At 63.2% G+C, this 12931-nt stretch carries 11 protein-coding genes; 3 read left to right on the plus strand and 8 right to left on the minus strand.

Annotated elements, in window-relative coordinates; all coding sequences use genetic code 11:
* Nucleotides 1-5: 5 nt before the first annotated feature.
* The 7 genes from AC07UK_RS04005 to AC07UK_RS04035 all read right to left on the minus strand — a co-directional run bounded on the left by AC07UK_RS04005 (nt 6) and on the right by AC07UK_RS04035 (nt 8734).
* On the minus strand, nt 6-881 hold the full coding sequence (locus AC07UK_RS04005) for a DMT family transporter (RefSeq protein WP_058697518.1): 876 nt from the start codon (nt 879-881) through the stop codon (nt 6-8).
* 80 nt (nt 882-961) lie between these two features.
* Nucleotides 962-1735 (minus strand): enoyl-CoA hydratase/isomerase family protein, encoded by a 774-nt coding sequence (locus tag AC07UK_RS04010; protein WP_058697517.1) that lies wholly within the window; start codon nt 1733-1735, stop codon nt 962-964.
* Nucleotides 1732-2532: a 2-ketocyclohexanecarboxyl-CoA hydrolase gene (gene badI, locus AC07UK_RS04015; RefSeq protein ID WP_058697516.1), complete on the minus strand. Its 801-nt coding sequence runs from the start codon at nt 2530-2532 to the stop codon at nt 1732-1734. Before badI ends, AC07UK_RS04010 begins: the two co-directional genes overlap by 4 nt.
* An 18-nt stretch (nt 2533-2550) precedes the next feature.
* Nucleotides 2551-3318: a glucose 1-dehydrogenase gene (locus AC07UK_RS04020; protein ID WP_058697515.1), complete on the minus strand. Its 768-nt coding sequence runs from the start codon at nt 3316-3318 to the stop codon at nt 2551-2553.
* 27 nt (nt 3319-3345) lie between these two features.
* Nucleotides 3346-4995 (minus strand): AMP-binding protein, encoded by a 1650-nt coding sequence (locus tag AC07UK_RS04025; protein ID WP_058697514.1) that lies wholly within the window; start codon nt 4993-4995, stop codon nt 3346-3348.
* A gap of 28 nt (nt 4996-5023) precedes the next feature.
* On the minus strand, nt 5024-7054 hold the full coding sequence (locus AC07UK_RS04030) for an NADPH-dependent 2,4-dienoyl-CoA reductase (protein WP_058697513.1): 2031 nt from the start codon (nt 7052-7054) through the stop codon (nt 5024-5026).
* A gap of 339 nt (nt 7055-7393) precedes the next feature.
* Nucleotides 7394-8734, minus strand: a complete 1341-nt coding sequence (locus AC07UK_RS04035; protein WP_058697512.1) for an MFS transporter — start codon at nt 8732-8734, stop codon at nt 7394-7396.
* Nucleotides 8735-9079: 345 nt separating this feature from the next.
* On the opposite strand from AC07UK_RS04035, the gene AC07UK_RS04040 reads away from it, so the two are divergent.
* The 3 genes from AC07UK_RS04040 to AC07UK_RS04050 all read left to right on the plus strand — a co-directional run bounded on the left by AC07UK_RS04040 (nt 9080) and on the right by AC07UK_RS04050 (nt 11692).
* A complete protein-coding gene (locus AC07UK_RS04040) occupies nt 9080-10072 on the plus strand; it encodes an NADPH:quinone oxidoreductase family protein (RefSeq protein ID WP_058697511.1) in 993 nt (330 codons plus the stop codon).
* Between the two features lie 78 nt (nt 10073-10150).
* Entirely contained in the window at nt 10151-10561 is a 411-nt protein-coding gene (locus AC07UK_RS04045) for an HIT family protein (RefSeq protein ID WP_058697510.1), read from the plus strand.
* Nucleotides 10562-10768: 207 nt separating this feature from the next.
* Nucleotides 10769-11692, plus strand: coding sequence for a LysR family transcriptional regulator (locus AC07UK_RS04050; protein WP_058697509.1), 924 nt, complete (start codon nt 10769-10771; stop codon nt 11690-11692).
* Nucleotides 11693-11751: 59 nt separating this feature from the next.
* Here the strand turns inward: AC07UK_RS04050 and AC07UK_RS04055 are convergent, their stop codons facing one another.
* Nucleotides 11752-12849 carry a branched-chain amino acid aminotransferase gene (locus AC07UK_RS04055; RefSeq protein WP_058697508.1) on the minus strand — a complete coding sequence of 366 codons (1098 nt, stop codon included), beginning with the start codon at nt 12847-12849 and terminating at the stop codon, nt 11752-11754.
* Between the last annotated feature and the right edge of the window lie 82 nt (nt 12850-12931).

Genomic DNA, 12931 nt, shown 5'->3' on the forward strand with positions numbered 1-12931 from the left:
CGAACTTAGTTCTGCTTACGCACGACGATTCCCACGCCGATTGCAGTGGCCACCGTACCGGCGACCGTCAGGCCCGTGATCGGCTCACCAAAAAGCATCCACGCCATCACCGCTGTGGTCGGAGGCACGAGGTAGAAAAGACTGGTGACGGAGGTTGCGGCGCCACGCTGGATCAGCAGGTACAGCAGAGAACTGCCCCCCAACGTCAGCCCCAGCACCGACCAGGCCATGGCCCCTGCCAATTCGGAATTCAGTCCTCCTGCGGCATCGACCCACTGCATCGGCTCCGTTTCCAGCAACGCCAGGGGCGTGGTGACCGCAAACGCCGCCAGCAGTTGGATGAAGCTGGCAGTGCGGACATCGCAGGGCGTCACGAACCGCTTTTGGTAAAGCGTTCCCGCCGTGATGCCCAGCAGGGCCAGCAGCGCACCACCCAAGCTGGCAGGGCCGACCTCTCCGAAGCCCAGCTTCGCCCACACCACCAGCAGCAAGCCCAGCAGTCCGAGAAAAAGGCCAACCCATTGCGCCCCTGTCACTCGGCCGCCTCGGCGGGAGAGCCAGATCGCTGTCAGAACCGGCTGCAACCCGACGAGCAGTGCAGTCAGACCCGCGCCCATCCCCAGCTTCACCGCGCTCCAGACGCCGCCAAGGTAGATGGCGTGCATCAGCATCCCGGTGACGCTCAGGTGCAGCCAACCCCGCGCGCCCTGCGGCCAGGTCGCCCGCGCGGCAAGCGCCCAGACGCCAAAGCAGCCGACCGACAAGGCATAGCGCGCCGCCAGGAATTTCATCGGCGGTGCATGCGGCATGCCGTATCGGGCAACCACAAAGCCCGTGGCCCAGATGACCACAAACACAAAGGGCATCGAGCGCACCAGCATCGGACTCGCCGCCGCATGCACCGGCTCCGGGAGATGAAGGTCGCTGGAAATAAGGGACTCCTGGTCTGAAGGCGACGCGCTCAATGTCCGGCGAACTGAGGCTTGCGCTTGCCCAGGAAGGCGGTGACGCCTTCATCGGCATCCCAGGTCTGGGTCGCCGCCGAGAAGCACTCTGCCTCCTCCTGCAGCCCATCCTCCAGGCGCATGGACTGCGAATGCCGGATGGCCTCGAGTGCATGGCCCAGCGATGCCGGAAACGGCTCTCCGAGGCTTTTCAGGTAAGCGGCTCCCGCATCGACCGGGTCTTCGGCTTCGACGATGCGATGGATGAGACCGATGCGTTCAGCTTCCTGGGCATCGATCGCACGGCCGCTGGCAATCAGCTCGACGGCTCGCCCAACGCCAACCAAGCGGGGCAGACGCTGCGTGCCTCCGTAGCCGGGAATCAGGCCCAGCTTGATTTCGGGGAGCCCGAGGCGCGACGTGGGCGTCGCGATGCGAAAGGTGCAGGCCATCGCCAGTTCGAGCCCGCCCCCGAACGCCACCCCGGTAATAACGGCGACCGAGGGGATGCGCAGCCTGTCCAGCTTGGCAAACACCAACTGACCACGCCGTGCGGTTTTGCGCTGCTGGTCGGCATTCTTGCCCTGCAGTTCGCCCACGTCGGCGCCGGCGCAAAAGGCCTTGCCACCGCCTGCGCCAACGATGAGCAGCGCCCGAGCCTTCGACACAGCAACCTCGTCAAGGCGCTCCGCGATCTCGCCCACCATTTCGGCGTTCAAGGCATTCAATGCCTTCGGACGGTTCAGCGTCAGTACCGCGACATCCTCACGGTAGGTCAGTTCGGCACTCATGCCTGGCTGCCTTCGTCAGGCTGGGGACGGAAGCGGGGCTTGCGCTTTTCCATGAAGGCCTTGACGCCCTCGTGCGACTCCTCGGTGCCGTAGTACAGCGCCAGCGCCTGCATGCCCAGGCCGCCGATACCGCGGATCGAATCCGAGTCGGCATTGAAGGAGCGCTTGGCGATGGCGATAGCCGTGGGGCTCAGCGCCAGGATTTCATCGCACCACTTCTGCACTTCGGCATCGAGCTGGTCGGCGGGCACCACGGCATTGACCAGGCCCATGGCCAGCGCATCCTGCGCCTTGTAGCGACGGCACAGGTACCAGATCTCACGGGCCTTCTTCTCACCGACCACGCGGGCCAGGAACGCCGTGCCGAAGCCGGGATCCACCGAGCCGACCTTGGGGCCGACCTGGCCGAACTGCGCCGTCTCGGAAGCAATCGCCAGATCACAGCAGGTCACCAGCACGTTGCCGCCGCCGATCGCATAGCCGTTGACGCGGGCGATCACGGGCTTTGGCACCTCGCGGATCAAGCCCTGCAGCTCCTCGACCGGCAGGCCGACCAGACCACGGCCGTCGTAACCACCGTCATGCGCGGACTGGTCGCCGCCGGTGCAGAACGCCTTGTCGCCCACGCCGGTCAGCACGATGACGCCAACAGCCTTGTTCCAGCCGGCGCGGTGCAGCGCGTCGATCAGCTCATCGCAGGTCTTGCCACGGAAGGCGTTGTACTTCTCGGGGCGGTTGATCGTGATGCGGGCAACGCCGCCCTTTTCTTCGTAGAGAATGTCGGTGTAGTCGCTCATGTTCGTCTCCTGATGGGGTTAGCCGTGCATGGTCAGGCCACCGGACACCGACATGACCTGGCCGGTGATGAAGTTGGCATCGTCACTCGAGAGGAACGCCACGGCGCCGGGAATGTCCTCGGGCTGGCCGAGGCGTTTGAGGGGGATGGCACGCTTCAGGCCGTCGTAGATCTTCTGGCCGAACTCACCGCCACCCGTGAAGGACTGCAGCAGCGCGGTGTCGGTCGGACCGGGACACACCACGTTGACGCGCACGTTGTTGCGCGCGGTCTCGCGTGCCAGCGTCTTGCTGAAGGCGATGATGCCGCCCTTGCAAGCAGCGTAGACCGATTCTCCCGACGAGCCGACGCGGCCCGCATCGGAGGCGATGTTGACGATCTTGCCGCCACCAGCCTCCACCATGAGAGGAACCACGGCGTGCTGCAGGCTCAGCGGCCCCTTGAGGTTGATCGCGATCAGCTTGTCCCACAGATCGGGAGTGGTCTCGACGAACTGCATGGCCACGTCCCAGCCAGCGTTGTTGACCAGGATGTCGATCTGCTTGAGGTCGGCATGGATCCTCTGCACGGCCTTGGCAACCGCATCGTGATCCGTGATGTCCAGCTGAACCGTGGCCAGTTGACCCGCGTACTGCTGGAACTGGCCCTTGAGTTCATCGAGGCCGGCCTGGTTCAGATCCAGGGCGGCAACGCGCGCGCCCTCTTCCAGGAAGCGTTGCACCAGGCTGCGCCCGATGCCGCCGGCTGCGCCAGTGATGATGGCGACTTTGTCTTTGAGTCCACGCATAGGAATGCTCTCCTGTAGTAAAACGAGTCAGTAGTTGCGGTTGGCGATGACCTGAGCGACATGGTCGCGCAGCTTGAATTTCTGGAGCTTGCCGGTCGCGGTGCGCACGATCGGCTCGAAGATCACGTGCTTGGGTGTCTTGAAGCCCGGAAGCCTGGAGCGGCAGAACTGGATGACCTCCTCCTGCGTCAGCGTGCCTACGTACTGCGGATGCAGTTCCAGCACAGCACAGGGCACTTCACCCCACTTCGCATCAGGCACAGCGACCACTGCGACCTGGAACACCGCCGGATGCGTGAACAGCACTTCTTCGACCTCGATGGACGAGACGTTCTCGCCACCGGAGATGATGATGTCCTTGGAGCGGTCCTTGATCTCGATGTAGCCGTCCTCGTGCACCACGGCCAGGTCACCGCTGTGCATCCAGCCGCCCTGGAAGGCCTCGCGTGTGGCCTCGGGATTCTTGAGGTAGCCCTTCATGCCCAGGTTCCCGCGGAACAACACCTCGCCAATCGTCTTGCCGTCCCGCGACACCGGCTGGAGGGTATGGGGATTGGCCACGATCATGTCTCCCGCCACGGCCGTGCGCACGCCCTGGCGGCCCATGTGGCGCGACCTCTCCTCCGGCGCCATGGCGGCCCAGGAATCCTGGGTCACGCACACCGTGTTGACGCCGTGCTGTTCGGTCATGCCATATACATGCAGCACCTCGAAACCCAGCGCCTCGGTTTGCGCGATCACTGACACCGGCGGCGAGGCACCGGCGCAAGCAACCAGAATGGGTGAGCTTGGATTGCTCCAGTTCTGCGGCTTGCCAGCCACCAGCGAACTCAGCACCGCCGGCGCACCACAGAAATGCGTCACGCCATGTCGGCCGATGGCTTCGTAGATGTCTTCGGCGACAACCTTGCGCAAGCACACGTTCGTGCCGCCCACGGCTGCCATGGCCCAGGCATAGCACCAGCCGTTGCAATGGAACAAGGGCAAGGTCCACAGATAGACCGGCGTTCCGATGTTCAGCCGCGCATAGATGGCGGTGCCCAGGGCATTGAGATAGGCCGCGCGGTGGTGGTAGACCACCCCCTTCGGATTGCCCGTGGTTCCCGAGGTGTAGTTCAACGCGACGGCATCCCACTCGTCCTCGGGGTACCGCAGCTGCGCATCAGCCGGCGCATTAGCCAAGAAGCTCTCGTAGTCGATCACGCCGACCGGCTCGGCATCGGGGACGTCGCTGCCACGGATGTCCACGACATCCATCTGCATGCCGGAAAGCTTCACCGCCGCACGCGCCACATCTGCAAACTGCTGATCCACCAACAGCAAACGGGTCTCCGAGTGCTGCAGGATGAAGGCGATCGCTGCCGCATCCAGGCGGATATTGATGGAGTTGACGACCGCGCCCGCCATCGGCACGCCAAATTGCGCCTCCAGCATCTCCGGGATATTGGCCGCGAGGATGGCGACCGTGTCGCCGCGCTCAATGCCCGCACCGATCAGGGCACGCGCCAGGCTGCGGCAGCGCTCGGCATACGCGGCCCAGGTATAGCGCCGCTCGCCGTGGATGACGGCGATGCGGTCTGGATAGACATCCGCCGCACGGTCGAGAAACCCCAGCGGGGTCAGCGGCCGGTAGTTGCCGGGATTCTTATCGAGGTCTTGCTTGAACTTGTTCGTCATGCTTTTCTCCGGGTGGGACTGGTGAAGATCAGAACGAAACCGCCAAGCGCGTTGCCTGGTCGATGGCGCGCAATGCGTCCAACTCAGCCGCGACATCCGCTCCGCCGATCACGTGGGCCTTGACACCCCGCTTGGCCAAGCCATCGAACAGCGCCCGGTTCGACAGCTGTCCCGCGCAGAGAATGACGGTGTCCGCGTCCAAGACGCGAGCCTCGCCATTCACGCTGTAGTGCAGGCCCTGATCGTCGACCGCCCGGTAGCTCGCACCGGCAGTCATGGCCACATCGGCCTTGCGCAGCTTGGCCTTGAGAATCCAGCCCGTGGACTTGCCCAGGTTCTTGCCCAGTGATTCGGGCTTGCGCTGGAACATGTGGATGACGCGCTCAGTCGCGTGCTGCGCAGGCGCCTTGAGGCCTCCCGCGCTGCGGATACCCGTATCCACCCCCCAGGCATCCATGAACACCTGTGGCTTGAGCGACTCCTCGGCATTGCCGACCAGGTACTCGGCCACGTCAAAGCCAATGCCGCCCGCGCCGATGATGGCTACCTTGTTGCCCACCGGCGCGCCGTTGGCCAGCACATCCAGGTAGCTGACCACCTTCGAGTGATCGAGCCCGCGGATATCGGGCTCCCTCGGCACCACGCCGGTCGCAATCACCACCTCGTCGAACTCTCCCGAGCGCACACGCCCGGCCAGATCTCCGGCCTCGACACGCGTTTGCAGATGCACGGCCACCTGCAAGCGTTCCAGCGTGACCCGGAAGTACCGCAACATCTCGTTGAACTCGTTCTTGCCGGGCACCTTGCGGGCCATGTTCAGTTGGCCGCCCAACTGGTCGCCCGCCTCGAACAGCGTGACCCGATGTCCGCGCTGGGCGGCGTTGATCGCGAACGCCATGCCCGCGGGCCCACCGCCGACAACGGCGAAATGCTTGGGAGTGGCGGTCTTGCTGTTGTCGAACTCGATCTCGCGCCCCGCTCTGGGGTTGACCAGGCAAGTCGCCACGCGGTCAGTGAAGATGCGATCCAGACAGGCCTGGTTGCAGGCAATGCAGGTGTTGATTTCGTCGGCACGGTCTTCGCGCGTCTTGCGGGCGAACTCAGGGTCGGCCAGCAACGGGCGGGCCATCGAAACCAGATCCGCCGCGCCGGAGGCAATGATCTCCTCGGCCACATCGGGCGCGTTGATGCGGTTGGACGCCATGACCGGAATGCCAACCGCGCGCTTGACGTTGCGGATCGCGTCGATCCAGGCAGCACGCGGCACCGGGGCCGCCATCGTCGGCACGGACGACTCATGCCAGCCAATGCCGGTGTTGATCATGTCCGCGCCCGCAGCCTCGACACGGCGGGCAAATTCGGCAACTTCCTCGCCGGTCATGCCCCCGTCCATCAGGTCGATGGACGAGATGCGATAGATGACCATGAACTGCGGGGAGACCCGCGCCCGCACGGCCTTGACGATTTCGAGCGGGAAGCGGATCCGACGCTCGAAGTCCCCGCCGAACTCGTCGTCGCGCTGGTTGGTCAACGCTGCCGTGAACTCATTGATCAGGTAGCCCTCGGAACCCATGATCTCGATGCCTGCATATCCGGCCTGCTCCGCCAGCGCCGATGTGTGAGCAAAGCTCTCGACGGTTGTCCAGACCTCCGCGGTCGTCAGCGGACGCGGTGGATGAACGTTGATCCGCGCCTTGCCGGCCGAAGGTGCGACGCAGGTGGGCACCTTGGCATAGCGGCCCGCGTGAAGAATCTGCAGGACGATGTGGCCACCGGCCTCGTTCACCGCCGATGTGATGACGCGGTGCTCGTCCAGCTGCTCGGGCTTGTCCAGCACCAAACCGCCTTCGTCCATCACCCCTTCGGGCACGGGAGAGTAGCCACCGGTGAGGATGAGGCCGATCTCACCCGCGGCGCGGGCTGCGTAGAAGGCAGCCAGTCTTTCGTGGGGACGATCCAGCGTTTCCAGGCGCGTATGCATCGCGCCCATCACCATGCGGTTCGGCAGATCTACCCCAGCGACGCGCAGGGGGCTGAGGAGGTGTGGATAAGCGGGCATGCTTGTCTCTCGTGGTGGGCCTAGGGTGGTCTCAATGATCTCGGGTTCGCCCATTTACGTCAAGATCATGATGTATATTATTTCAATGATCTGGGGTTTATACCTACTTTTGCGGTCATTAGTCATCACAAAAGATCAATATCACTACACAAATAGGTGTGCGAGTGAGATCTCCAGCGGCAGCGCCGGCGCTGCGCGGCATCCGGGACATGCGGGGTTCGCAAGGGATCCCTTGCCCCCCCGGCTGTGCCGTTCGGGATCCGGCTCAGGGCAAGGCGGGACTCGAAGCGCAATAGCGCAGCCAACGGCTGGGCCGCCAAGGCCCAGCCGTTGGCGCACTCACACGGCGGTACCCGTTTTGAGGGTCAGTTCTGACGCCGATCGGCCATGGTTGATGCATGCGAGCGCAGCGGCTCCCAGGACGCCTGCGGCACCAATGACCAGGAAGTTCTGCTCAAGCGGAAGTTGCAGCGACACGATCAGCCCGATCAGCAAGGGAGCCGCGATCGCGCCAAGGCGCCCGATGCCCGACGCCATGCCGATCCCGGTCGAGCGGATGTCCGACGGGTAGTACTGGCCGCTGTAGGCATAGACGACGATTTGCGCGCCCGTGGAGCAGGCACCGACGGCAGCGATGATGAAATAGAGCACCTCGGTCGAGGTCTTGAGCGTCATCATGTACAGGAAAACGCCCCCAAGCGCGTACATGCAGACGACCACCCACTTGATGTGGAACCGGTCCGCGAGCCAGCCGCCGCCGATCGAGCCAATCACCGCCCCCACATTGAGTGCGATGACGAAACTCAACGCGGAACCCAGGCTGTAGCCCGACATGGCCATCAGCTTCGTCAGCCAGGTACTGAGCGCGTAGATCATGAACAAGCCGGTGAAGAAGGCCACCCAGAACATCACCGTGCTCAGCCCCCGGCCATCCTGAAACAGCTGCGCCACCGTCACGCCCGATTCCGAATGAGCCGCCTGAGGCGGGCGGAACGTGTCGTTCGTGCCGACCTTGAACGCCGGGTCGATGGACTGGACAAGCTGACGCAGCTGCCCGCTGTCGCGCCGGGACACCAGAAACGACAGCGATTCCGGCATCGACTTCAGGATGAAGGGAATCAACAGCACCGGAGCGCCGGCAGCGAAAAAGACAATCTGCCAGCCGAACTGCGCGATGAACTGCTTGCCCAGCACTGCGGCCAGGATTCCGCCGATGGCGTAGCCGGAGAACATGACGGTCGTCAGGAAGCTGCGGATCCGCTTCGGGGCGTACTCCGTCATCTGTGCGGTGATGTTCGGCATCACACCGCCAATGCCCAGCCCGGCGATGAAGCGCGCAATGCTGAACGTGACAGGGTCCTTGGTCAAGCCCGCTGCCGCAGTGAACACGCTGAAGAGAAAGACGCACAGCGAGATCGTCCAGCGACGCCCGATCTTGTCGGCCAATGCGCCCAGGAAGATGGCGCCGAACATCATCCCAAACAGCGCCGAGCTGGCCATAAATCCGGCGGTCGCAGCCTGCACGCCCATCTCTTTCATGATGGCTGGAAGCGCCGCTCCAGCGACCGCCAAGTCGTAGCCGTCAAGGATGATGACCAGAAAGCACCAGGCCAGCACCTTGGCGTGGAAGCGGTTGAACTTGGCCTTGTCGGCTAGTTCGTGAACGTTGATCTCTCGCATCGGTCTCGTCTCCTTCATTTCGGTATGAATGCATCGGAACCACGGCCAGGGACCCACTGCGCAGGCACTCTCATGCGAGACACAAGCGGCCTGAACAGACCTGCACGCGGCCCATCGTTTTCACGACGGCGGCATCTTCGCAGAACTTATCATATACATCAATATCTTGATGTATATGCAGCGACAAAACAGGGGTTTACACTAGTTTTTTGGAAATATTGTTATGAGATATGCAATGATGCATACATAATGACGTAGACGCGCGCCCCATTGTCAGCGGAACGGGGTAGCTACAACCGTTGGGTTTGAAGCGCGCACCCGCCACCCCTACCTCGTCCGATCAGCATGAAAGCCGTAGTCATCCGTCAATTCAGCGAAGACCCTCGCATCCATCGCGTCGAAGAGGTGACCGACCCAGTTGTCGGCCCCGACGACGTCCTGATCAGCGTCAAGGCCGCGTCGATCAACTTCCCCGATCTCCTGGTGATGAGCGGGAAATACCAAGTCCTGCCTGAGCCGCCCTTCATCCCTGGGAAGGATGCGGCGGGGATCGTGGAGGCGGTCGGTGCGAACGTGAGCTCACTCAAGAGCGGGGACCACGTCGTGGCGCAGGTGGAAAACGGCTGCTTTGCAAGTCGTCTGTCCGTTCCGCAGGCGAGCGCGCACAAGATTCCGACCGAAATGCCCTTCGTCGATGCGGCTGCGATGGGCCTCGTGTACCAGACGGCGTTCTTTGCGCTCACTGATCGCGGCGGCTTCCGCAAAGGCGAGACCGTACTGATCAGTGGCGCCGCCGGAGGCGTCGGCCTGGCCGCCGTGCAGATCGCCAAGGGGCTTGGTGCCAAAGTCCTCGCAGGCGTGACTTCGGAAGCCCAGGCGGAAGCGGTGCGCCAATCCGGAGCCGACGAGGTGATCGACCTGTCCGTCCCCAACCTTCCCGAGTCCGTTCGCGCACAAGTGCATCGCGCTACAGACGGCAAAGGTGCCGACGTATTTCTGGACCCCGTGGGTGGCGACGTGTTCGATGCGTGCATTCGACAGCTCGCTCGGCGCGGCCGGGCCGTGATCATCGGATTTGCCGCCGGCAAGATTCCGGTGATCAAGGGCTCCTACCTGCTGCTCAAGAACATCTCCGTCGCCGGCATGCAGTGGACGGACTATCCGATGCACTCGCCCGAGCTCGTCGCAGAGGCCCAGGCGAAGCTCAACCAACTCTACCAGCAGGGGTTCGTGCGCCCGCGCGTCATGCAAACGTTCCCTCTCGAATCCTTCGCTGACGCAGCGGCCCGGCTCGCGTCAAGAGGGGTGATCGGGAAGCTCGTCCTCACCATCCGATAGGACGGTTCCCCTCAAAGCAAGCCGGACACACGGCCCTCGCCGACAGCCGTCTGGCACAACATTCATGCAGGAACATATATGGGTGCCACGATTTTTACCCGCATCATTCAGCGCGAGATTCCCGCTGCCATCGTCTATGAAGACGATTTAACGATCGCTTTCATGGACGCAGGCCAGGTCAACCCCGGCCATGTGATTGTGGCCACCAAGGCGCAGGTCGAGACAATTCTCGATCTCGACGACGAGACAGCTGGCGCGCTGTTCCGGACGGCAACACGCATCGCCCGCGCCGTCGAAGCTGCCTTCCATCCGGACGGCATCACCGTGCTGCAGACGAACAAGCCAGCAGGTTGGCAGACGGTTCCGCATGTGCATCTGCACGTGCTGCCGCGCCAGCACGGTGATGGCGTGACATTGGGATGGCCACGCAAGGAGCCGTCGTTGACAGAACTGCAGTCATTGGCCTCCCGGCTGACTGGCTTTGTATAGCGCCAAGCAGCCGCAAACCCCATCGCGGATGTTCCGACGCAAGGCAAGTCGAACACCGTGAGCCATGCCGCACCGAGGATGATTTTTGAATTGATCGCCTATGCCGTCATCGGAAACCACCTTTGTTGATGCCTCGGCCAGGTTTCGGCAAGGCATTCTTGGCCGCTGCCGGTTGAGCCGGGCAAGACCAAAGCCAGCGAGGACAACATGGCCGTAGCGGATCCATCGAGCCCCTACAACTGGTCGCTGGGTGAGTTGCATGCTTTCTGCCTCATCTGCGAGTCCCGAAATCTGAGCCAGGTCGCCCTGCGGCTGGACATGAGCCAGTCCGCCGTTTCACTCATGGTGCGGCGCTGGCGCGACGTGGTGGGAGACCCGCTTTTCGTGCGGTCTCGCTATGGGGTGGCCCCGACCGATACAGCCCTCGCCCTGTACAAAAGGATCCAGCCGCTTCTTGAAGGCCTGAGACAGGCGCTCGTCCAGCCGACGGGTTTCGACCCCGCAAGATCGACGCGGGTCTTCAAGCTCCATATGTCCGACATCGGCCAACTGGTGTTTCTCCCGGAACTCCACGGGCACCTCAATCGCAAGGCACCGGGTGTTCGCCTTGCCATTCAGTCGCTTCGGTGGGAGGAAGTCGAGAACGGACTGGCCTCGGGAGCTGTCGACATCGCCATGGGTTCACTACCCATGATCAAGGGCAGAGTGCATGCCCGCACCGTGCGCAAGGACCGGTTCTTCACCATCATGCGCCGCGAGCACCACATGGCGCAGCGCAAGCTTGATCTGGCCAAGTTCGCCGAGGCAGAGCACCTGGTCATCGATGCGGCGAGCAGCGGGCATGCCCTGGTGGAGGGCGTGCTCCGCTCCAAAGGGGTGTTCCGCCGTATCGGATTGAGTGTGCCGCACTACCTGGCAGCCGAAAGCCTGCTGACCAAGAGCGACTACTTGCTGACGCTGCCCGAAGGCGGCCTGTCCATCATTCAACACCTCGACAGATTCCACGTGACCCCTACACCGCTCCAACTGCCCACCTTCGACATCCGCGTTCACTGGCATGAGAGAAGCCGCAGCGATGCAGGAATCCAATGGCTGCGCGATTCGATCATGGAGCTCTTTTCCAAGGGCTAGCCGCAAGGATGAAGACAGGAAGAAGCCCGCGGGTTTGGCAGACCTGCGGGCGGAGTGCTTCAGCCGATCCGTTCCATCCAGCCATGCGTGTCGGGAGCACGCCCCTGCTGGATATCGAGCAGGGCCGATTTCAAGCGGCTCGCCACCGGCCCCACATCACCGTCGCCAACCGTGAAGTTGTGCTGGCGTCCTTTCACGGTGCCGATCGGCGTCACCACGGCAGCCGTGCCGCAGGCAAACGCTTCGGTCAGGCGGCCGCTTTGGGCATCTGCCTGCCACTGGTCAATGGCATAGGGCTCTTCACGCACGGTCATTCCCATGTCGCCCGCCAGCACCATCAAGGACTCGCGCGTGATGCCGGGCAGGATCGTGCCGGTCAGGGGCGGAGTCTGGATCGATCCGTCGTTGAAGACAAAGAAGATATTCATCGCGCCCAGCTCCTCCACCCAGCACCGATCGACGGCATCGAGGAACACCACCTGGTCGCAGCCCTGGCGGGCCGCTTCCGCCTGCGCGGCCAGGCTCGCGGCATAGTTGCCGCCGCATTTGGCATCGCCGGTTCCGCCGGGCCCGGCACGGGTGAAGTCCTCGGAAACCCATACCGTCACGGCAGATGAGCCCGCCTTGAAGTAGGAGCCCACAGGCGACGCGATGGCGCAATACAGATACTCGGCCGAAGGCTTCATGCCCACCAACACCTCGGTGGCGATCATGAAAGGCCGCAGATAGAGTGCCGCGCCATCCGCCGCCGGGATCCAGTCGCGGTCGATACGCACCAGTTCCCGCACGGACTCCAGGAACAGGGATTCCGGCAGCGGCGCCATCGCCAGCCGGTTCGCGGAATTGCGAAAGCGGCGGGCATTGGCGTCGGGGCGGAACAGCGCCACGCTACCGTCTGGCTGGCGATAGGCCTTCATGCCCTCGAAGATTTCCTGAGCGTAGTGAAAGACCAGCGACGCCGGATCGAAGTTGAAGCCACCGCGCGGCTCAATCTTGGCGTCGTGCCAGCCGCGTTCCGCCGAGTACCGAGCGGTCGCCATGTGATCGCTGAACTGGCGCCCGAACGCCGGATTCTCCAGCAGCTTCGCGCGCACCTCTGGCGCAGTCGGCGACAGACTTCTCTCGATCGAAACCTTCAAATCGGCATCGTTGCCCATTTTTTACTCCTTGTGTAAACCCCAAACTCAACGGTCAGAAAATCCTGACCAACTCTTCGTGGCACTGGATGGCGAAGTGGCA

This window comes from Cupriavidus sp. GW821-FHT07C08 (assembly GCF_059419025.1).

Coding starts and splice junctions, on each gene's coding strand:
- AC07UK_RS04050 (WP_058697509.1), top strand. CDS start 10,769: ATGGCCGTAGCGGATCCATCGAGCCCCTACAACTGGTCGCTGGGTGAG.
- AC07UK_RS04055 (WP_058697508.1), bottom strand. CDS start 12,849: ATGGGCAACGATGCCGATTTGAAGGTTTCGATCGAGAGAAGTCTGTCG.
- AC07UK_RS04005 (WP_058697518.1), bottom strand. CDS start 881: ATGCTGGTGCGCTCGATGCCCTTTGTGTTTGTGGTCATCTGGGCCACG.
- AC07UK_RS04040 (WP_058697511.1), top strand. CDS start 9,080: ATGAAAGCCGTAGTCATCCGTCAATTCAGCGAAGACCCTCGCATCCAT.
- AC07UK_RS04045 (WP_058697510.1), top strand. CDS start 10,151: ATGGGTGCCACGATTTTTACCCGCATCATTCAGCGCGAGATTCCCGCT.
- AC07UK_RS04010 (WP_058697517.1), bottom strand. CDS start 1,735: ATGAGTGCCGAACTGACCTACCGTGAGGATGTCGCGGTACTGACGCTG.
- AC07UK_RS04035 (WP_058697512.1), bottom strand. CDS start 8,734: ATGCGAGAGATCAACGTTCACGAACTAGCCGACAAGGCCAAGTTCAAC.
- badI (WP_058697516.1), bottom strand. CDS start 2,532: ATGAGCGACTACACCGACATTCTCTACGAAGAAAAGGGCGGCGTTGCC.
- AC07UK_RS04020 (WP_058697515.1), bottom strand. CDS start 3,318: ATGCGTGGACTCAAAGACAAAGTCGCCATCATCACTGGCGCAGCCGGC.
- AC07UK_RS04030 (WP_058697513.1), bottom strand. CDS start 7,054: ATGCCCGCTTATCCACACCTCCTCAGCCCCCTGCGCGTCGCTGGGGTA.
- AC07UK_RS04025 (WP_058697514.1), bottom strand. CDS start 4,995: ATGACGAACAAGTTCAAGCAAGACCTCGATAAGAATCCCGGCAACTAC.